The following is a 20,930-nucleotide window of genomic DNA, read 5'->3' on the forward strand; positions in this document are numbered from 1 at the left end:
ACAAAGGGCAAGATAATATGGTGGTTTTCGCTTTCAAGTATTGATGACCATGCTTAAAACAGTCGATGTCGTTGCGGCAATCATCGAAAAAGACCAGAAAATTTTACTCGCGCAGCGTCCCGCACATGCTGACCAACCCGGTATGTGGGAATTCGCTGGTGGAAAAGTTGAAGCCGGAGAGACACAACCAGAGGCGCTTGCCCGTGAGTTGTGGGAGGAGCTCGGTATTCAGGCCCAGCCGGGGCAGTATGTGGCAAGCCATCAGCGGGAAGTTTCGCAGCGGTTAATCAACCTTCATGCCTGGCACGTCCCCGCGTTTAGCGGTGAACCGACGGCGCACTACCACAGCGCGCTGGTGTGGTGTACGCCTGAAGAGGCATTCGGCTACGCCTTAGCCCCCGCGGATATTCCCCTGCTGGAAGCCTTTATTGTTTTACGCGACGCCAGACCAGCGGGTTCGTGCTGATGGCGCGCTCGTCGCGCTGGCATTGCAACAGGACGCCATCCGCCTTCACCACAGCCCCTTCCGAATAGTTCTGATCCTGATAGATGCAGCACTGATTGCAGGGCTGGGAACTTTGCCCGCTGGAGCTAAAGACCTCCGGCGGCACATTCACCTGAACATCCGGGCGAATACGGTCAGCCTGAGCGCCTGCGGTAAACATCAAACATAACGCGGTCATCACGTAACGGTTCATAGACTTGCCTTCCTGTTGTGTTCTGTTAACAACTATAACGGTTAACCGAAGCAGAACCTTTAATTTATCTCGCCATCGCTTTTTGTTATGACGCACTGCGTATGATTAATTTCCCTTTCCGCATGAATTTCTGCTTGCCTGACAAAGCAGTGCGGGTGGTATAGTCAAAAAAACAACACAAATCGCATAAGCAATAACCATAAAATACCATAAGGGGTTCTTATATCTATGGATCAGACACGTTCTCTGGAAAGTTTCCTTACCCATGTTCAACAGCGTGACCCGCACCAGAGTGAGTTTGCGCAGGCCGTACGTGAAGTGATGACCACTCTGTGGCCCTTCCTTGAAGAAAACCCGCGTTATCGTCAGATGTCTCTGCTTGAGCGCCTCGTAGAGCCAGAGCGCGTGATCCAGTTCCGCGTGACCTGGGTGGATGACCGCAATCAGGTCCAGGTCAACCGCGCGTGGCGCGTGCAGTTCAACTCCGCTATCGGCCCGTTTAAAGGTGGGATGCGCTTCCATCCTTCGGTGAACCTGTCGATCCTGAAATTCCTTGGTTTTGAGCAGACGTTTAAAAATGCGCTAACTACCTTGCCAATGGGCGGAGGTAAAGGCGGAAGTGATTTTGACCCGAAAGGCAAAAGCGAAGGCGAAGTGATGCGTTTCTGTCAGGCGCTGATGACCGAACTCTATCGCCATCTTGGTCCGGACACCGACGTCCCGGCGGGGGATATCGGCGTGGGCGGCCGGGAGGTCGGCTTTATGGCCGGGATGATGAAAAAACTCTCCAACAATAGTGCCTGTGTCTTTACCGGCAAAGGATTATCCTTTGGCGGGAGCCTGATCCGCCCGGAAGCGACCGGATACGGGCTGGTTTACTTCACCGAAGCCATGCTCAAGCGTCACGGCTTAGGTTTTGAAGGTATGCGCGTCGCCGTCTCCGGATCCGGTAATGTGGCGCAGTACGCGATTGAGAAGGCGATGCAGTTTGGCGCTCGCGTGGTGACCGCCTCTGACTCCGGCGGTACGGTGGTGGATGAAGCGGGCTTCACGGCTGAAAAGCTGGCGCGTCTGTGTGAAATCAAAGCCAGCCGCGACGGGCGCGTGGCGGACTATGCACGGGAGTTTGGCCTGACCTGGCTCGAAGGCAAGCAGCCGTGGGGCGTGCCGGTGGATATCGCCCTGCCGTGTGCGACACAGAATGAGCTGGATGTGGAAGCTGCCCGTACATTGATTAGCAATGGCGTGAAAGCAGTGGCTGAAGGCGCGAATATGCCAACCACCATCGAAGCGACCGATCTGTTCCTGGAAGCAGGCGTGCTGTTTGCACCGGGTAAAGCAGCGAACGCGGGCGGCGTGGCGACATCAGGTCTTGAGATGGCGCAAAACGCCGCACGTCTCGGCTGGAAAGCAGAGAAAGTGGATGCGCGCCTGCACCATATCATGCTGGATATTCACCATGCGTGTGTGGATTACGGCGGTGAGGCATCGCAAACCAACTACGTGCGCGGCGCGAATATTGCCGGGTTCGTGAAGGTGGCGGATGCAATGATTGGGCAGGGTGTGATTTAAGTTTTTCGCCGGGTGGCGGCTACGCCTTACCCGGCCTATAAACTCATGCCGCACTCTTCTTCTTTTTAAATGGTTTCTTCGCGCCAGCACCTGGCGCAACCATCCCTCTGAACCGCTTCACCGGCGTGCTGCGCGCCTGATCGATCAGCTGGTACAGCGTCCCCACCAGCGGCTGCATAAAGTCCTGATAGCGGCACTGTTTTTCGCTGATTTGCGTCAATACGGACTCCCAGTGTGCCGTCATGTCTGGCCTTGCCGCCAGCTCTGGCAACGAATGAATCAGTGCGCGTCCGGGTTCCGTTGAATGGATGTAACGCCCTTTTTTCTCCAGAAAACCGCGCTTAAACAGCAGTTCGATAATACCTGCACGCGTTGCTTCGGTACCCAATCCGTCGGTTGCGCGCAGGATCTTCTTCAGATCTTTATCCTGCACGAAGCGGGCTATCCCCGTCATGGCTGAAAGCAGCGTCGCATCCGTGAAATGGCGTGGCGGCTGGGTCTGACGTTCAACCACTTCACCCTTCTCACACAGCAGTTCGTCATCTTTGGCAACGACGGGCAACGGCGTACCGTCGTTCTCTTCATCACGCTCTTTGTTGCCCAGCAGCGTACGCCACCCGGCTTCCGCCAGGAAACGCGCTTTGGAGACAAACTTCCCTTTGGCGATTTCGAGCTCGATCACGCACTTACGGAACACCGCATCCGGGCAGAACTGCATCAGGTACTGACGGGCAATCAGGTTATAAACCTTCGCTTCGTTATCGGTCAGATTAACGTTGCTGGCGCGCGCCGTCGGGATAATCGCATGGTGGGCGTCCACCTTTTTATCGTCCCAGCAGCGGTTATGGGTATCCGGGTTCACCGCTGGTTGCGGCAGCAGATCCGGTGCGTGGACGCTAATGGCGTTCATCACCGAATGACGTCCGGCAAAGTGCTCTTCCGGCAGATAACGGCTATCCGAACGCGGATAGGTGATCAGCTTATGGGTTTCGTAGAGCTTCTGGCAGATATCCAGCACGTTCTGCGCGCTGAGGCCAAAGCGCTTCGCGGCCTCAATCTGCAGAGCTGAGAGCGAGAACGGCAACGGCGCAGGTTCTGATTCCCGTTTATCGTTATAGCTGGTGACAATTGCAGGTTGACCGGTGATCCGGTTAACCACATGATCCGCCAGCGGACGGTGCAGCAGTCGCCCCTCTTCGTCCTGATACGATTCACAGGCATCGCTCGGCTGCCAGACAGCGGTAAAGCGTTCGTCTTTAGGCGTGACGATATGCGCTTTCACTTCAAAGAAATCTTTGGCGACAAAGTTCTCAATCTCCTCGTCGCGACGCACAACAAGCCCCAGCACCGGCGTTTGCACACGGCCCACAGAGAGCACGCCCTGATAACCCGCGTTACGTCCCAGAATGGTATACGCGCGGGTCATGTTGATCCCGTACAACCAGTCCGCACGGGCGCGGGCCAGCGCGGAGACGCACAGCGGGATAAACTCGCTGTTGGCGCGCAGACGGGAGATCGCTCGTTCAACGGCCTGCGGGTTGAGGTCGTTGATCAGGCAACGCTGCACCTGCTGGCGCTTTTCCGGTGCCAGTTCCAGATAGTCCAGCACTTCATCGACCAGCAGTTGCCCTTCTCTGTCCGGGTCACCCGCGTGGACGATTTCAGCGGCCTCATGCAGGAAGCGCTTGATCACGTTGAGTTGTTTGGTAACGGAGGGCCGGGGTTGCAAACGCCATTTTTCTGGCACAATGGGCAGATCGTTCAGATTCCAGCGAGCATAGCGGCTGTCGTAGACATCCGGCTGCGCCTGCTCAAGCAGGTGACCAATACACCAGGTGACCACCTGCCCGTTGCCACATTCGATAAAGCCGTCGCCTTTGCGGTGCGGTTTAGGCAGCACATCGGCGATGGCACGCGCCAGGCTCGGCTTTTCGGCAATAAACAACCGCATCGAATTAACGGATCTCAATCATCGGTCGGCCACCGCGCGCGGTCACCAGCTCACCGATCGCCGTCAGGGTAATACCAAACTCGGCGGCAGTGGCCTGCACCTCTGCTTCGGATTCCGGTGTGACCGCCAGCAGCAGGCCACCAGAGGTTTGCGGATCGCACAGCAGGTTACGCCATTCTTCAGGCATCTCGCCCATCAAATGACCGTAGCTGGCGAAGTTGCGCTGGGTACCGCCCGGGACCGCGCCCTGAGCAATATACTCTTCCACGCCCGGCAGCTTCGGCACATCCTGATACCAGACCTGTGCCTGCACGCCCGCACCCTGACAGACCTCGGAAAGATGCCCCAACAGACCAAAACCGGTCACGTCGGTCATTGCCTTCACGCCGTCAATATTGGCGAAAGCCGCACCGGCGAGGTTCATCTGGCACATGACTTCCGTTGCCAGACCTTTGTGCTCCGGTTTCAGCAGGGATTTTTTCTCAGCGGTAGTGAGAACACCAATGCCCAGCGGCTTGGTGAGGAACAGTTTGCAGCCTTCCTGCGCAGTGCTGTTGCGCTTCACGCGTTCAGTGGGAACCACGCCGGTGACGGCAAGGCCAAAAATAGGCTCAGGCGCATCAATTGAGTGACCACCGGCCAGCGCAATCCCCGCCTGCTGGCAGGCAAAACGCCCACCATCAATCACCTCGCGGGCAACTTCCGGCGGGATGGTGTTGATCGGCCAGCCCAGAATGGCAATCGCCATAATCGGCTTACCGCCCATGGCGAAAATATCACTGATGGCATTGGTGGCCGCAATGCGCCCAAAATCAAACGGATTGTCGACAATCGGCATAAAGAAGTCAGTCGTACTGATAATGCTGGTGCCGTTACCTAAATCATAAACTGCAGCATCGTCACGCGTTTCATTGCCGACAAGCAGGTTCGGGTCGACAAACTTCGCCTGTTCACTGTGCAGGATGGTCTCCAGCACTTTCGGGGAAATTTTACAACCGCAACCGGCTCCGTGGCTGTACTGCGTTAAACGAATGGTTTGCTCGCTCATGGACGTCTCCTGTCATCTCAATCGCGCTATGGTAGCGCTCATTCCATAAAGAGGTAAGTATGACTGTCTGAATTCTGCGGCAGATGCTCAGAATCCAGACAGTTTAGCGTGCGTTATCAGAAACGGCTGACGAAAGGCGTGGTGTCCGGCACGCTGATGGTGCTGGAGGCTTTTAGCTGCGGGGTGCCGAGATAGAGGAAACCGACAATTTTGTCATGCTCTCCGCACTCAAAACCGTCACGAACCACCGGGTTTTCGGTTAATGCACCGGTGCGCCAGATACCGTTAAATCCTTGTGCGACGGCAGCCATTTGTATCGCCATCACCGCACAGCCTGCGGACATTTCCTGTTCCCAGACCGGCACTTTATGTTCAGGCTGGCATTTTGCCACGACAGCGATGATCATCGGTGCGCGGAACGGGGCACTGCGCGCCTTGTCGATACCTTTCTCATCCTGTCCGGCGGCAATCGCGCCCTGCTCCAGCAGTTGACTGAAACGATCACGGCCTTCGCCTTCAATCACAAAGAAGTGCCACGGCTGCAGTGTGCCATGATCCGGGGCACGCATGCCGGCACGCAGAATGTTCTCCAGTTGCTCGCCTGCCGGGGCAGGTTCGGCCAGACGGGAAGCGCTACGGCGGTTAACAAGCAGTTCGAGAGCGTCCATTGGTTAACTCCTTTCTTGAAATTTACTCACAAAATTAACACGACGGCAGATTTTGTTACAGCCTGGCAGGCGATTCCTGCTGACAAGTGGCGGTTGGGTCATTACGATAACCCAACATTACCGTCCAGTGGCGACGGAAACAGTCATTTTCTGGTTAGGGAGAATACATGCGAACCCTTTGGCGAATCTTTGCCGGTTTCTTTAAATGGACGTGGCGACTGCTCAACTTCGTCCGCAACCTGGTGATGAACATCTTTTTCATCTTCCTGGTTCTGGTTTGCGCGGGCCTCTGGATGCACATCAGCAATGCGAATCAGGCGCAACATTCGACTCGTGGGGCGCTGTTACTGGACATCACTGGCGTCATTGTCGATAAACCGTCCACCAGCAACCGTCTGGGGGCGATCAGTCGTCAGCTGTTTGGCGCAACATCAGACCGCCTGCAGGAAAACTCTCTGTTCGATATTGTCGATACCATTCGTCAGGCGAAAGACGACCGTAACATCACGGGGATCGTGCTGGATCTGAAAGACTTTGCCGGAGGCGATCAGCCTTCCATGCAGTACATCGGTAAAGCGCTGCGAGAGTTCCGTGACAGTGGTAAGCCGGTGATTGCCGTGGGGGACAGCTACAGCCAGGGGCAATATTATCTGGCGAGCTTTGCCAATAAAATCTGGCTCTCCCCGCAAGGTACGGTCGACCTGCACGGCTTTGCCACCAATGGGCTGTACTACAAATCTTTACTCGACAAGCTGAAAGTCACCACCCACGTCTTCCGCGTCGGTACCTATAAATCTGCCGTTGAGCCATTTATTCGCGATGATATGTCCCCAGCCGCCCGTGAAGCGGACAGCCGCTGGATTGGCGAGCTGTGGCAGAACTATCTGGGCACCGTTGCCGCTAACCGCCAGATTACGCCTGAGCAGGTGTTCCCTGGCGCGCAGGGCGTGCTGGAAGGCCTGCGCAAGGTTGACGGTGATACCGCAAAATATGCGCTCGATAACAAACTGGTTGATGCCCTGGGCACAAGTGCCGAGATTGAAAAATCCCTGAGCAAACAGTTTGGCTGGAGCAAAGAGGACAAAAATTACAGCGCTATCAGTATGTATGATTACTCGACGAAAAAACCGGATGACAGTGGTGACAGCGTCGCCGTGGTGTTTGCCAACGGAGCCATCATGGACGGTCAGGAAACACCGGGGAATGTGGGCGGTGATACCACCGCGTCACAAATCCGTGATGCTCGTCTTGATCCGAAAGTGAAAGCGATTGTCCTGCGAGTGAACAGCCCTGGTGGCAGCGTCAGTGCTTCAGAGGTGATCCGCGCTGAACTGGCAGCAGCGCGTGCCGCTGGCAAGCCGGTAGTCGTATCAATGGGCGGAATGGCCGCCTCTGGTGGTTACTGGATCTCAACGCCAGCCAACTACATCGTGGCCAACCCAAGCACACTGACCGGCTCGATTGGTATCTTCGGGGTGATCAACACCGTAGAAAACAGCCTGGATTCGCTGGGTGTGCACACCGATGGCGTTGCCACCTCTCCGCTGGCGGATGTGTCGGTGACCAAATCCCTGCCGCCGGAAGTTTCTGAGATGATGCAGCTCAGTATTGAGAATGGCTACAAACGCTTTATCACTCTGGTGGCAGATTCCCGTAAAAAGACGCCGGATCAGATCGACCAGATTGCACAGGGTCACGTCTGGACCGGTCAGGATGCGAAGAGCAACGGCCTGGTCGACAGCCTGGGCGACTTCGATGACGCGGTGAAGAAAGCCGCTGAACTGGCGAAGCTCAAGCAGTGGCATGTTGAGTATTACCAGGATGAACCGTCGTTCTTTGATCTGGTGATGAACAGTATGTCCGGCTCGGTTCGCGCCATGTTGCCTGAGGCATTACAGGCGTATCTGCCTGCGCCGGTCGTGACGGCAGCAAAAGCGATGAAAGCGGAAAGCGATAAACTCGCGGCCTTTAATGATCCACAGAGTCGTTACGCGTTTTGCCTGACCTGCGCGAACGTCCGTTAAAAAACCGTCCCCTCTTCCTGCGAAGAGGGGATTTTTTCTTTTGAAGAACAAGAACTCACTACCATGCAGAAGAAATCGATTTATGTAGCCTACACTGGCGGTACCATCGGTATGCAGCGCTCTGAAAACGGCTATATCCCTGTCTCCGGCCACCTTCAGCGTCAGCTTGCGTTGATGCCAGAATTCCACCGCCCGGAAATGCCTGACTTTACTATCCACGAATACGAGCCGCTGATGGACTCCTCCGACATGACGCCGGAAGACTGGCAGCACATCGCGGATGACATTAAAGCCCATTACGACCAGTACGACGGTTTCGTGATCCTGCATGGTACTGACACCATGGCGTTCACCGCCTCGGCGCTCTCCTTCATGCTGGAGAACCTGAGCAAGCCAGTGATTGTAACCGGGTCGCAAATCCCGCTGGCGGAACTTCGCTCTGACGGGCAGATCAACCTGCTAAACTCCCTGTACGTGGCGGCGAATTACCCGATTAACGAAGTGTCGCTGTTCTTTAATAACCGTCTGTATCGTGGCAACCGCACCACTAAAGCCCATGCCGACGGTTTTGACGCCTTCGCCTCCCCTAACCTGCAGCCACTGCTGGAAGCCGGTATTCATATTCGTCGTCTGGGAACACCTCCGGCACCGAACACCGCTGGCGAGCTGATTGTGCATCCGATCACCCCGCAACCGATTGGCGTGGTCACCATTTACCCGGGTATCTCCGCCGACGTGGTGCGCAACTTCCTGCGCCAGCCAGTGAAAGCGCTGATTTTACGTTCCTATGGCGTGGGCAATGCGCCGCAGAACGGCGAGTTCCTGAAAGAGTTGCAGGAAGCGAGCGAGCGCGGGATCGTGGTAGTGAACCTGACCCAGTGTATGTCCGGAAAGGTCAACATGGGCGGCTATGCCACCGGTAACGCGCTGGCGCATGCGGGGGTGATCAGTGGCTTCGATATGACCGTTGAGGCAACGCTGACTAAACTTCACTATTTACTGAGTCAGGATCTGGATATTCAGTCCATTCGCCGCGCGATGATGCAAAACCTGCGCGGCGAACTGACGCCTGACGAATAAGGAGGTCTCATGAAGCAACGCGCCCTGCTCCTGGTCGATTTGCAAAATGATTTCTGCGCGGGCGGTGCGCTGGCCGTCGCCGAAGGTGACAGCACGGTTGATGTGGCAAATACGCTGATCGGCTGGTGCAAAACCCGCGGTGAAGCGGTTGTCGCAAGCCAGGACTGGCACCCGGCGAATCACGGTAGTTTTGCCAGTCAGCACAACGTAGAGCCGTTCAGCCAGGGTGAACTTGACGGCCTGGCGCAAACCTTCTGGCCTGATCACTGCGTGCAGCAGACGGAAGGTGCGGCGTTGCATCCGCTCCTGAATCAGAAGGCCATCGACGCGGTGTTCCATAAAGGGGAAAACCCGGCTATCGACAGCTATAGCGCGTTTTTCGATAACGGGCATCGCCAGAAAACAGCGCTGGACGCGTGGTTACGTCACCACGAAATCACGGAACTGATCGTGCTGGGTCTGGCAACGGATTACTGCGTGAAGTTCACCGTGCTGGATGCGCTCCAGTTAGGTTATACCGTCAGCGTCATCACCGACGGCTGCCGCGGGGTGAACATTCATCCGCAGGACAGCGCTCAGGCGTTTATGGATATGGCAGCAGAAGGCGCGACGCTGTATACGCTCGAAGACTGGCTGGAAACACAGGCGTAAACCTTTTTAGCCGGGTGGCGTCAGCGCACCCGGCAATCCCCCTCCGATCGTCCATAAAGTGAACTCCCTCGCATCCTCAGCGAAGCGGCAATGCTATTCTCTTTAGGCTGTTTTTTCGCCACGCCTTTTCCGTGGCGTGGTTAATTTTATTAAGTCAAAGAGGAACTTGTATGAAACGTTTGCCCTTGCTGGCAGCATTACCCTTGCTTTACGCGTCAGTTGCCTCCGCCAGTTCCCTGATGTCCGTGGGCTACTTTAACGGGGGTGGCGATGTCACCGCCGGACCGGGTGGCGATATCAACAAACTGGACGTTCGCCAGATCACCCACCTCAACTACTCGTTTGGTCTGGTCTATAACGATGAAAAAGACGAAACCAACGCGGCCCTGAAAGATCCGGCGAAATTGCATCAGATCTGGTTATCACCAAAAGTTGCTTCCGACCTGGCCCTGATCCCTGCCCTGCGAAAACAAAATCCAAACCTTAAAGTGCTACTCTCCGTTGGCGGCTGGGGGGCGCGTGGTTTTTCGGGAGCAGCTGCAACCAAAGAGAGTCGCACTGTGTTCATCCGCTCCGCACAGGAGATTGTCGAAAAATACGCTCTGGACGGGATCGATCTCGACTGGGAGTATCCGGTCAACGGCGCATGGGGACTGGTTGCCAGCACGCCTGCTGACCGTGATAATTTCACCGCCCTGCTGAAAGAGATGCGCGACGCCTTCGGGCACAAAAAACTGGTTACCATTGCCGTAGGCGCCAATGCGGAAAGTCCGAAAAGCTGGGTGGATGTCAAAGCCATCGCTCCCCTGCTCGACTACATCAACCTGATGACCTATGACATGGCGTACGGTACACAGTACTTCAACGCCAATCTGTATGATTCCAGCGCCTGGCCGACGGTGGCTGCCGCAGACAAATACAGCGTCGATTTTGTGGTGAACAACTATCTTGCCGCCGGGTTAAAGCCACAGCAAATGAACCTTGGGATCGGCTTCTATGGCCGCGTGCCGAAACGCTCTGTTGAACCGGGTATTGACTGGAGCAAACCGGACGCGCAAAAAAATCCTGTCACCCAGCCGTACTTTGGGGCTCAGGAGATCGGGTTATTTAAGTCACTCGGCTACGACCTGAGCAAAGATACCTACGTGAAGTACAACGATATCGTGAAGAAGCTGTTGAACGATCCGCAGAAGCGTTTTACCGAGCACTGGGACGACCAGGCGAAAGTGCCGTGGCTCTCGGTGAAGGGCACAGATGGCAAGGCGCTGTTTGCGATTTCGTATGAGAACCCGCGTTCCGTTGCGATCAAAGCGGACTACATCAAAGAGAAAGGTCTCGCCGGGGCGATGTTCTGGGAGTACGGGGCTGACGACGAAAACCTGCTAGCGAAACAGCTGGCGGAGTCGCTCGGTATCCCACATAAGTAGTGAAGCAATCAAGCCCTCTCCCCGTGGGAGAGGGTTGGGTGAAGGCATCAGCCCGCACCGTTATTGCATTTTCATTGTCGCAATCGGCTTCGGCGTGATCCCAAAGTCTTCTTTCAATTCGCGCTTACTCTTCATCACCATCTGACCCTGGGTGTCGATAGTCATGTGTTGCGCATCCGTGTTATTGCGCGCCTGCCACAACATCACCAGTTGCAAACTGTTCTCTTTTTGATCCGGGGTAAGTGCGACGCCATCAGGCCATTTTCCCAGTTCTACGGCGGTAACCAGACGCTGATAAATCTCCGGCGTCATACCGTTAATCATGTCATCAATATTCACGATCTCTCCTTTTCAAAGGAATAATTTGCTGAATCGTTTTTTCAACCTTTGATCTGGTCGCCATTTTCGTCATCGGTGAAGCTCATTGAGGCCGAGTTCACACAGAAACGTTCACCTGTTGGCTGAGGGCCATCCGGGAAGACATGACCAAGGTGCGCGTCGCATTTTCCACAACGAATTTCGGTGCGCACCATGCCGTGTGAGGAATCGGTCAGGTAGCGGATTGCATCATCGCTTACCGGCTCGTAAAAACTCGGCCAGCCGCAGCCGGAATCAAATTTCGTTTGGGAATTAAACAGTGGGGCATCGCAGACCAGACAATGGTAGATCCCGTCTCGCTTATTGTGCAGTAAACGTCCGGTGAATGGCGGTTCTGTTCCGTGATTCTGGGTCACGTAAAACTGCATTTCTGTGAGGTTTTTTTTCAAATCGTCAGGGTTACGTTGGTTCGACATATGCTTACATCTCGCTGTAGAAACAGACATCTTTTAACCCGGATTCTAACAAAACATTAACACCCTTGCGTGCACTTTTGTTCTAAACTTATGTGTCGCGAAAAAGCGGTCAGGCAATTGTGATCTTGTTCACATTTTTATCCTGTGAGGACTTTAAAATCCCGGGCGCAGCCCCCATTTGGTTGCAAGCTCAAAGGGAAAGTGAGGCGAGTCAGTCGCACAAACGTTAGTCACAGGATTGATTTGTCGCAATGATTGACACGATTCCGCTTGACGCTGCGTAAGGTTTTTGTAATTTTACAGGCAACCTTTTATTCACTAACAAATAGCTGGTGGAATATATGACTATCAAAGTAGGTATCAACGGTTTTGGCCGTATCGGCCGTATTGTTTTCCGTGCTGCTCAGAAACGTTCTGACATCGAAATCGTTGGTATCAACGATCTCCTGGACGCTGAATACATGGCGTACATGCTGAAGTACGACTCAACTCACGGTCGTTTCGACGGCACCGTTGAAGTGAAAGACGGCCACCTGGTTGTTAACGGCAAAACCATCCGCGTTACTGCTGAGAAAGACCCAGCTAACCTGAAATGGAACGAAATCGGTGTTGACGTTGTAGCTGAAGCTACCGGTATCTTCCTGACCGACGAAACCGCGCGTAAACACATCACCGCTGGTGCGAAAAAAGTTGTTCTGACTGGTCCATCCAAAGACAACACCCCAATGTTCGTACGTGGTGCTAACTTCGAAAAATATGCTGGCCAGGACATCGTTTCCAACGCATCCTGCACCACCAACTGCCTGGCTCCACTGGCTAAAGTTATCAACGACAACTTCGGTATCGTTGAAGGCCTGATGACCACCGTTCACGCAACTACCGCTACTCAAAAAACCGTTGATGGCCCGTCTCACAAAGATTGGCGCGGCGGCCGTGGCGCGGCTCAGAACATCATCCCATCTTCTACCGGTGCTGCTAAAGCTGTAGGCGTTGTACTGCCAGAGCTGAACGGTAAACTGACTGGTATGGCGTTCCGCGTTCCAACTCCTAACGTTTCCGTAGTTGACCTGACCGTTCGTCTGGAAAAAGCTGCTTCTTATGAAGAAATTAAGAAAGCAATCAAAGCTGCTTCCGAAGGCGCAATGAAAGGCGTTCTGGGCTACACCGAAGACGACGTTGTATCTACCGATTTCAACGGCGAAGTGTGCACTTCTGTGTTCGATGCTAAAGCTGGTATCGCACTGAACGACAACTTCGTTAAACTGGTATCCTGGTACGACAACGAAACCGGCTACTCTAACAAAGTACTGGACCTGATCGCTCACATCTCCAAATAAGTTGAGATGAGTGCTTGATCCAAAAAGGCGACTTCGGTCGCCTTTTTTATTGCTTTAAAGACAGAGGATTGCGTAATGATTAATAAAATTTTTGCACTTCCGGTAGTCGAACAACTTACCCCTGTGCTCTCCCGCCGTCAGATCGACGGTGCTGATGTTATCGTCGTTGACCATCCACGTGTAAAAGCCTCCGTTGCGCTGAACGGTGCCCACCTCCTCTCCTGGAAACCAGAAGGAGAAGTAGAAGGTTTGTGGCTGAGCGATGCAACCTCTTTCAAAAAAGGGACCGCGATCCGCGGTGGCGTACCGATCTGCTGGCCGTGGTTCGGCCCATCCGCGCAACCGGGTTTGCCTTCTCACGGTTTTGCCCGTAACCAGCAGTGGACGCTGAAAGCTCATAATGAAGATGATAACGGCGCAGTACTGACCTTTGAGCTGCAGGCTAACGATGAAACCCGCGCCCTCTGGCCGCATGATTTCACCCTGTACGCCCGCTTTAAGCTGGCTAAAACCTGTGAAATTGAACTGGAAGCCCATGGCGAGTTTGAAACCACGTCTGCCCTGCATACCTATTTCAATGTAGGTGATATCAACGCCGTTAAAGTAAGTGGCCTTGGCGATACCTTTATCGACAAAGTGGACAACGCCAAAGAAGGCAAGCTCAGTGACGGGGTACAAACGTTCCCTGACCGTACCGACCGCGTATATCAGCACCCGGAAGCCTGCAGCGTGATCCACGACAGCGCGCTGAATCGTGGGATTGAAGTTGTTCACCACCATCACAGCGACGTGGTGGGCTGGAACCCAGGTCCGGCACTTTCTGTTAGCATGGCAGACGTACCTGACGACGGTTACAAAACGTTCGTCTGCGTCGAAACGGCTTGCGTGACGACGCCACAGAAAGCCAGCGAAGAAAAACCATCTCGTTTAGGGCAAACCATTCGCATTGTTAAGCGTTAATCCGGTTGCACCACCATAAAGCAAACGGGGCGCAAGCGCCCCGTTTTGATGCACTAACTGCACCGCATTAATGCACAATCAGAACTTGTAGGTCACACCAACAGAGAAAATGCCCGCCCAGGACTTGTCGTCCATCGGACTATCTTTCACTTCGTCGCTCAGACGCTCGTAACGACCCGTACCGTATACGTTCCAGTCACCGAGGAAGTTGTAGCTCGCGGTCAGCTCCAGGTACGGATCCCAACCATCATCTGCGCTGTAGCTCTTCAGACCGCTACGACGGGACTCATTTTTAGAGACGCCATAGTAGTAGTCGTTGTAGTTCTCACTGTTGTACTGCACACCAATACCTGGCGTCAGGGTCAGCGCACCGTTGGTGTAGCGATAAAGCCACGCCAGATCCCAGATAAAACCGTTGCTGTTATCCAGTGTATCTCCCGCCAGCGCGGTACGCAGGAAACCATATTCGGTGTTATGCACATACGAGAGACCCGCCATCATGGTGCTCTTACGCTTGTCGAGCTGACGCAGGGCGTGGCTGTCGCTGTCACCTGGTTTGAAGTGCGTTGGATCGTAGTAGGCCATAATGGAAAGCTTATCGGCCGTATCGTTCCACAGATAATAGCCGCCGCCCAGACCGCGGAACCAGAAGTTATCGCCTTCATAGGTGACAACCGGAACAGGGTAAAGATCACGGTCATACTGTTTGTACGGGCTGTTAATGACGCCAACGCCAGCCCCAACCGTCCACTGACTTTCCGCTTGTGCGGTGCTAACTGCGGTTGCGGCGAGTACGCCTAATGCCAGAAGTTTGAGTTTGGTCACAATCCATTCTTTCCTGTAGTCAAATAATCAGCGGGAGAAGTGTAACCGCCAGACCCGTACTTCCCCAAATTTTTTGCCTGCTAATCAGTTTGATTAACCCGTTATTTTTCATTTTTCAGATGACAGGTCGTTTTCATTTATATGACCACCAGGTGAAAAATGCCCTTATGGCTTATATCAGCAATGGAAATTTTTGGATGAGTTATTGATATGTCATTGAAATTAGATTTTATCGGCATGCAAGTTTTGCAAATGCCATCTACGCTTTAATTTAAGAAGAGTTTTCCTGAACACCCTGCGGTTCTTAGCGTCTGACCTGGCACACAGGTTGCTGCTCTGGCAGTGAGGTGCGAGAGATTCTCTTCCGGGAGCCTCCACTACTCATACGAACGGCTCTTATCCTGTGCTAAAAAACGAAAGGACGGCATGCCATGAATATATTCGATCACTATCGCCAGCGCTATGAAGCTGCCAAGGACGAAGAGTTCACACTGCAGGAGTTTCTTACCATCTGTCGGCAAGATCGCAGTGCCTATGCCAATGCGGCAGAACGGCTATTAATGGCTATTGGTGAGCCAAACATGGTTGATACTGCCCTGGAACCCCGGCTTTCCCGTCTCTTTTCGAATCGGGTGGTCGCCCGATATCCGGCGTTTGAAGAGTTCTATGGTATGGAAGATGCCATCGAACAGATTGTCTCGTATCTGAAGCATGCCGCCCAGGGTCTGGAAGAGAAGAAACAGATCCTCTATTTACTGGGTCCGGTAGGGGGCGGTAAATCATCTCTGGCTGAACGCCTGAAATCACTGATGCAGCGCGTCCCTATTTATGTGCTGAGTGCGAATGGAGAACGCAGCCCGGTAAACGACCATCCGCTGTGTCTGTTTAACCCGCAGGAAGATGCGCAAATTCTGGATAAAGAATTTGGCATCCCGCGTCGTTATCTTGGCACCATTATGTCGCCGTGGGCGGCAAAACGTCTGCATGAGTTTGGTGGCGACATCACCAAATTCCGCGTAGTGAAAGTGTGGCCATCCATTCTGGAACAAATTGCTATCGCCAAAACGGAACCCGGCGATGAGAACAACCAGGACATCTCAGCTCTGGTGGGGAAAGTCGATATTCGTAAGCTGGAAAACTTCGCGCAAAACGACCCGGATGCCTATGGCTATTCTGGCGCGCTGTGCCGGTCAAACCAGGGGATCATGGAATTCGTAGAGATGTTTAAAGCACCGATTAAAGTGCTGCATCCTCTGCTGACGGCCACCCAGGAAGGGAACTACAACGGTACGGAAGGTATCTCCGCCCTGCCGTTTAACGGCATCATTCTGGCGCACTCAAACGAATCAGAATGGGTGACCTTCCGTAACAACAAAAATAATGAGGCGTTCCTTGACCGTGTTTATATCGTCAAAGTGCCTTATTGCCTGCGGATCTCTGAAGAGATCAAAATTTACGAGAAACTGCTTAACCACAGTGAGCTGGTACATGCCCCTTGCGCGCCCGGTACTCTGGAGACCCTCTCACGCTTCTCTATCCTGTCGCGCCTGAAAGAGCCGGAAAACTCCAGCATCTACTCAAAAATGCGCGTTTACGATGGCGAAAGCCTGAAAGATACCGACCCGAAAGCGAAGTCGTATCAGGAATACCGTGATTACGCCGGGGTCGACGAGGGGATGAACGGTCTGTCTACGCGTTTTGCGTTTAAGATCCTCTCCCGCGTCTTTAACTTCGATCATGCGGAAGTGGCCGCCAACCCAGTTCATCTGTTCTATGTGCTGGAACAGCAAATCGAACGTGAGCAGTTCCCGCAGGAACAGGCTGAACGCTACCTTGAGTTCCTGAAAGGCTACCTGATCCCTAAATACGCTGAGTTCATTGGCAAAGAGATCCAGACGGCCTACCTGGAATCCTATTCAGAATACGGGCAGAACATTTTCGACCGTTATGTCACCTATGCTGACTTCTGGATCCAGGATCAGGAGTACCGCGATCCGGATACCGGCCAGTTGTTTGACCGTGAATCCCTGAACGCAGAGCTGGAAAAAATCGAGAAGCCTGCCGGGATCAGCAACCCGAAGGACTTCCGTAACGAGATTGTGAACTTCGTGCTGCGCGCCAGAGCGCATAACAGCGGACGTAACCCGAACTGGACCAGCTACGAAAAACTGCGCACGGTTATTGAGAAGAAAATGTTCTCCAATACCGAAGAGCTGTTGCCGGTTATTTCGTTTAACGCCAAAACCTCAACCGATGAGCAGAAAAAGCACGACGACTTTGTCGACCGTATGATGGAAAAAGGCTACACCCGCAAGCAGGTTCGCCTGCTCTGCGAATGGTATCTGCGTGTGCGTAAATCGTCTTAAAACAAGTGCCCGGTAAGCACTCACGTTTACCGGGCCTACAAAATGCAAGTTGGCAAATGCAGTACGGGGGGTATATGACCTGGTTTATTGACCGGCGTCTTAACGGCAAAAACAAGAGCACGGTGAACCGCCAGCGCTTCTTGCGCCGTTATAAAGCGCAAATTAAACAGTCTATCTCCGAGGCCATCAACAAACGCTCGGTGACCGACGTCGACAGCGGCGAATCTGTCTCCATCCCCACCGATGACATCAGCGAACCGATGTTTCATCAGGGGCGTGGCGGACTGCGCCATCGCGTACACCCAGGTAATGACCACTTCGTTCAGAACGACAGAATTGAGCGTCCTCAGGGCGGCGGTGGTGGTTCAGGAAGCGGTCAGGGACAGGCCAGCCAGGATGGTGAAGGTCAGGATGAGTTTGTCTTCCAGATTTCGAAAGATGAATATCTCGACCTGCTGTTTGAAGATCTGGCGCTGCCGAATCTGAGAAAAAATCAGCATCGTCAGCTTAACGAGTATAAAACCCATCGTGCGGGCTATACCGCCAATGGCGTACCCGCCAATATCAGCGTCGTGCGTTCATTGCAGAATTCGCTGGCGCGACGCACGGCCATGACGGCAGGTAAACGTCGCGAACTGCGCGAACTCGAGAGCAACCTGAAAGTCGTGGAAAACACGGAACCGGCGCAACTGCTGGAAGAGGAGCGCCTGCGTAAAGAGATTGCTGAGTTAAGGGCGAAGATCGATCGGGTGCCGTTTATCGATACCTTCGACCTACGCTACAAGAACTACGAAAAACGTCCGGAGCCATCCAGCCAGGCGGTGATGTTCTGTCTTATGGACGTCTCTGGTTCAATGGACCAGGCCACTAAAGATATGGCGAAGCGTTTTTATATCCTGCTCTACCTGTTCCTTAGCAGAACCTATAAGAACGTGGAAGTGGTCTATATTCGCCACCACACACAGGCCAAAGAGGTGGATGAACATGAGTTCTTCTACTCCCAGGAGACCGGGGGAACCATTGTATCAAGCGCACTGAAGCTGATGGATGAAGTGGTGAAAGAGCGTTACGACCCGGCGCAGTGGAACATTTATGCCGCGCAGGCCTCGGATGGCGATAACTGGGCAGATGACTCGCCGCTGTGTCATGAAATTCTGGCGAAGAAAATTCTGCCCGTCGTGCGTTACTACAGCTATATCGAAATAACCCGTCGTGCACACCAGACCCTGTGGCGGGAATATGAACATCTGCAATCTATGTTCGATAACTTTGCCATGCAGCATATCCGTGACCAGGATGACATCTATCCGGTGTTCAGGGAGCTGTTCCACAAGCAATCTGCAACCAGCAATGCCTGACCCTACAGCCAGCGAATTCGCTGGCTGTTTTCTTTCGACCCCGTTCATCCCGTGCTAATGTAGAAAACTGCATACTGAATTATCACCGGGAAAATCGTTATGTCTGACGACGTTATTGGGACAGGGACTCACCAGCAGCTGATTACTTTACTCACCGAGCAGGGTGCACGGTTTCGTGTCATGGAGCACGAAGCGGTGGGAAAATGCGAGGCGGTAAGTGAAATTCGCGGGACCGATCTCAGGCAAGGCGCTAAAGCTCTGGTCTGCAAAGTGAAGGGAAACGGTGTAAAAAAACACGTTCTGGCGATCCTGGCCGCCGATCTGCAGGCCGACCTGAGCCAGCTTGCCAGTCATTTTGGCGGATTAAAAGCGTCTCTCGCCAGCCCGGCCGAAGTTGATACTCTGACCGCCTGCGTTTTTGGCGCTATCCCACCTTTCAGTTTCCATCCCGATCTGACGCTGGTTGCCGACCCGCTGCTGTTCGAGCGTTTTGACGAAATCGCGTTCAACGCCGGTCTGCTGGAAAAATCAGTGATTATGGATACCCAGGATTACCTGCGTATTGCTCGTCCTGAGCTTGTGACGTTCCATAAAGCCTAATCACAAAGGCTGGCGATCCTGTCAGCCTTTTCTTTCCAGAAACAGCACGGAGGCGACGAGAATAATGGCAATAGCGAAAAACGATGAGGAGATAATCAGCGTTTCAACAAACATGTGATCGTTCATGATGGCGACCCCTTTTGCGATATCTGCCTTCGTTTTAATCCGCGTAAATGACAAGGTTATGACAGCAATATAATCTTTTTAAAACTGTCCTCTGCCGCGTTTGCGCGTACAGTAAGCAAGTTGATTATTTTGGCAAGGATTCCCTATGTTTGACCCTACTCTGCTCATTCTTCTGGCACTCGCCGCGCTCGGTTTTATCAGTCATAACACCACCGTCGCCATCTCGATTCTGGTGCTTATCATCGTGCGCGTGACACCGTTAAACACCTTTTTCCCGTGGATAGAAAAGCAAGGCCTCACTATCGGGATAATCATACTCACCATTGGTGTAATGGCTCCCATCGCCAGCGGTACGCTGCCTGCATCGACGCTGCTGCACTCGTTTGTAAACTGGAAATCGCTGGTGGCGATTGCGGTCGGCATTTTTGTCTCGTGGTTGGGTGGTCGTGGCGTCACGCTGATGAGCAGTCAGCCCTCGCTGGTGGCGGGTCTGCTGGTGGGAACCGTGCTGGGTGTAGCGCTGTTTCGCGGCGTGCCAGTGGGCCCGCTGATTGCAGCGGGGTTGGTCTCACTGTTTATTGGGAAGTCGTAGTCAGGTTAGCCATATAACGCGCCGGTGTCTGGCCAAGGCCCTTCCTGAACATGGTGATAAATGCGGTGGTAGAGTCATAACCCAGTGTCTGTGCCACCTGCTGTACCGACTTACCGCTAATCAAATGCTGTAACGCCACAATTAACTGCAGCTGATGACGCCAGCGGCGAAAGCTTAAACCGGTTTCTTTCACCACCAGCCGCGCCAGGTTGCGTTCGCTCATGGCAAAGTGGCTCGCCCACTGTGCCAGCGTCTGCCAGGCGGCAGGCTCTTCCGCCATCTTTTCACTCATCAGCCGGATTTTGGGGTGAGGTGAAACGGGTAACTGCAAATGCTCCTGACGCTGAAGCGGCAGTTCATCAAACAGGACATCCACCAGACGCGATGTGGCCGCAAGATAAAGCTGCTCACGCGATTTCTCTGCCAGAGATAAAATTAGTTCCCGTACCAGGGGGGAGATTTTCAGGGTGCAGCAGCGATCGGGCAAACTGGCAGCACCGGGTTCAATGAATAAAAAACAGAGCTGTGCTCCCGGTGTGGCCCTGTTACTGTGTGGCATCTGGCCGGGGATCCAGACAGCATACTGAGGTGGTACCATCAGCATGGCATTTTCCACTTCGCAGGTGATAGCACCACCCAGGGCCAGAATCAGCTGCCCCTTACGGTGATGATGCAATGGAATATATTGTTCCTCCGCCACCACGCGAATACGGAACGCGACGGCCGCATCGTGCTGGCTATCAGGATCGTAGCCATCCAGTCCCAGACCGATCATCATGTTGTCCGATATTAGCGATAAACTGTCATTTTAGCCTGATTTCAACCACTGAGAAAATCGGTATTGTGTGCCCTC

The 20,930-nt window shown here is 53.7% G+C and carries 21 protein-coding genes; 12 read left to right on the top strand and 9 right to left on the bottom strand.

All coding sequences use genetic code 11. The features are described from left to right. Positions 1-49 precede the first annotated feature (49 nt). Entirely contained in the window at positions 50-466 is a 417-nt protein-coding gene (locus HED65_RS07745; protein WP_129996064.1) for a pyrimidine (deoxy)nucleoside triphosphate diphosphatase, read from the top strand. Here the strand turns inward: HED65_RS07745 and HED65_RS07750 are convergent. Next, a complete protein-coding gene (locus tag HED65_RS07750) occupies positions 426-698 on the bottom strand; it encodes a YnjH family protein (RefSeq protein WP_114978120.1) in 273 nt (90 codons plus the stop codon). The two genes, HED65_RS07745 and HED65_RS07750, sit on opposite strands and share 41 nt — an antisense overlap. A 228-nt stretch (positions 699-926) precedes the next feature. On the opposite strand from HED65_RS07750, the gene gdhA reads away from it, so the two are divergent. Then, on the top strand, positions 927-2,270 hold the full coding sequence (gdhA, locus tag HED65_RS07755) for an NADP-specific glutamate dehydrogenase (protein ID WP_114978121.1): 1,344 nt from the start codon (positions 927-929) through the stop codon (positions 2,268-2,270). A 43-nt stretch (positions 2,271-2,313) separates the two neighbouring features. Here gdhA and HED65_RS07760 read toward each other — a convergent pair whose 3' ends face one another. From HED65_RS07760 to HED65_RS07770, 3 genes are all read right to left on the bottom strand, one after another. Next, on the bottom strand, positions 2,314-4,221 hold the full coding sequence (locus tag HED65_RS07760) for a DNA topoisomerase III (RefSeq protein WP_114978122.1): 1,908 nt from the start codon (positions 4,219-4,221) through the stop codon (positions 2,314-2,316). A 4-nt stretch (positions 4,222-4,225) separates the two neighbouring features. After that, a complete protein-coding gene (selD, locus tag HED65_RS07765) occupies positions 4,226-5,269 on the bottom strand; it encodes a selenide, water dikinase SelD (RefSeq protein WP_114978123.1) in 1,044 nt (347 codons plus the stop codon). Between the two features lie 116 nt (positions 5,270-5,385). Next, the gene (locus HED65_RS07770; RefSeq protein ID WP_114978124.1) at positions 5,386-5,937 is read right to left on the bottom strand and encodes an NAD(P)H nitroreductase; all 552 of its coding nucleotides are present in this window, start codon (positions 5,935-5,937) and stop codon (positions 5,386-5,388) included. A gap of 167 nt (positions 5,938-6,104) precedes the next feature. On the opposite strand from HED65_RS07770, the gene sppA reads away from it, so the two are divergent. From sppA to chiD, 4 genes are all read left to right on the top strand, one after another. Beyond that, positions 6,105-7,961 (top strand): signal peptide peptidase SppA, encoded by a 1,857-nt coding sequence (gene sppA / locus HED65_RS07775; RefSeq protein WP_114978125.1) that lies wholly within the window; start codon positions 6,105-6,107, stop codon positions 7,959-7,961. A gap of 63 nt (positions 7,962-8,024) precedes the next feature. Further along, positions 8,025-9,041, top strand: a complete 1,017-nt coding sequence (gene ansA / locus HED65_RS07780; protein ID WP_028012774.1) for an asparaginase — start codon at positions 8,025-8,027, stop codon at positions 9,039-9,041. A gap of 9 nt (positions 9,042-9,050) precedes the next feature. Further along, positions 9,051-9,692, top strand: coding sequence for a bifunctional nicotinamidase/pyrazinamidase (gene pncA / locus HED65_RS07785; protein WP_114978126.1), 642 nt, complete (start codon positions 9,051-9,053; stop codon positions 9,690-9,692). Between the two features lie 170 nt (positions 9,693-9,862). Then, complete coding sequence (gene chiD / locus HED65_RS07790) at positions 9,863-11,119, top strand: chitinase ChiD (protein WP_114978127.1); 1,257 nt, start codon at positions 9,863-9,865, stop codon at positions 11,117-11,119. A gap of 60 nt (positions 11,120-11,179) precedes the next feature. On the opposite strand, the gene HED65_RS07795 is transcribed toward chiD, so the two are convergent. After that, positions 11,180-11,458: a YeaC family protein gene (locus tag HED65_RS07795; RefSeq protein WP_028017183.1), complete on the bottom strand. Its 279-nt coding sequence runs from the start codon at positions 11,456-11,458 to the stop codon at positions 11,180-11,182. Between the two features lie 41 nt (positions 11,459-11,499). After that, positions 11,500-11,913: a peptide-methionine (R)-S-oxide reductase MsrB gene (gene msrB / locus HED65_RS07800; protein ID WP_114978128.1), complete on the bottom strand. Its 414-nt coding sequence runs from the start codon at positions 11,911-11,913 to the stop codon at positions 11,500-11,502. Between the two features lie 341 nt (positions 11,914-12,254). On the opposite strand from msrB, the gene gapA reads away from it, so the two are divergent. Both gapA and HED65_RS07810 read left to right on the top strand, forming a co-directional pair. Continuing rightward, positions 12,255-13,250, top strand: coding sequence for a glyceraldehyde-3-phosphate dehydrogenase (gapA, locus tag HED65_RS07805; protein WP_010430074.1), 996 nt, complete (start codon positions 12,255-12,257; stop codon positions 13,248-13,250). Positions 13,251-13,325: 75 nt separating this feature from the next. Next, the gene (locus HED65_RS07810) at positions 13,326-14,210 is read left to right on the top strand and encodes a D-hexose-6-phosphate mutarotase (protein WP_114978129.1); all 885 of its coding nucleotides are present in this window, start codon (positions 13,326-13,328) and stop codon (positions 14,208-14,210) included. A gap of 78 nt (positions 14,211-14,288) precedes the next feature. On the opposite strand, the gene HED65_RS07815 is transcribed toward HED65_RS07810, so the two are convergent. Next, positions 14,289-15,035: a MipA/OmpV family protein gene (locus HED65_RS07815; RefSeq protein WP_114978130.1), complete on the bottom strand. Its 747-nt coding sequence runs from the start codon at positions 15,033-15,035 to the stop codon at positions 14,289-14,291. Between the two features lie 431 nt (positions 15,036-15,466). On the opposite strand from HED65_RS07815, the gene yeaG reads away from it, so the two are divergent. The 3 genes from yeaG to HED65_RS07830 all read left to right on the top strand — a co-directional run bounded on the left by yeaG (position 15,467) and on the right by HED65_RS07830 (position 19,359). Continuing rightward, entirely contained in the window at positions 15,467-17,401 is a 1,935-nt protein-coding gene (gene yeaG / locus HED65_RS07820; protein WP_028018993.1) for a protein kinase YeaG, read from the top strand. Between the two features lie 74 nt (positions 17,402-17,475). Further along, complete coding sequence (locus tag HED65_RS07825) at positions 17,476-18,759, top strand: YeaH/YhbH family protein (protein WP_028018994.1); 1,284 nt, start codon at positions 17,476-17,478, stop codon at positions 18,757-18,759. A gap of 99 nt (positions 18,760-18,858) precedes the next feature. Next, entirely contained in the window at positions 18,859-19,359 is a 501-nt protein-coding gene (locus tag HED65_RS07830; protein WP_114978131.1) for a YbaK/prolyl-tRNA synthetase associated domain-containing protein, read from the top strand. A 21-nt stretch (positions 19,360-19,380) separates the two neighbouring features. Here the strand turns inward: HED65_RS07830 and yoaI are convergent, their stop codons facing one another. After that, on the bottom strand, positions 19,381-19,485 hold the full coding sequence (yoaI, locus tag HED65_RS07835) for a small membrane protein YoaI (protein WP_087822389.1): 105 nt from the start codon (positions 19,483-19,485) through the stop codon (positions 19,381-19,383). 145 nt (positions 19,486-19,630) lie between these two features. On the opposite strand from yoaI, the gene HED65_RS07840 reads away from it, so the two are divergent. Continuing rightward, the gene (locus tag HED65_RS07840) at positions 19,631-20,077 is read left to right on the top strand and encodes a DUF441 domain-containing protein (protein WP_008500737.1); all 447 of its coding nucleotides are present in this window, start codon (positions 19,631-19,633) and stop codon (positions 20,075-20,077) included. On the opposite strand, the gene HED65_RS07845 is transcribed toward HED65_RS07840, so the two are convergent. Next, positions 20,061-20,852, bottom strand: a complete 792-nt coding sequence (locus HED65_RS07845; protein WP_114978370.1) for an AraC family transcriptional regulator — start codon at positions 20,850-20,852, stop codon at positions 20,061-20,063. The genes HED65_RS07840 and HED65_RS07845 overlap by 17 nt on opposite strands. Positions 20,853-20,930 lie beyond the last annotated feature (78 nt).

The organism is Pantoea sp. LS15 (assembly GCF_012241585.1).
In the GTDB taxonomy this organism is placed as follows: Bacteria; Pseudomonadota; Gammaproteobacteria; order Enterobacterales; family Enterobacteriaceae; genus Enterobacter.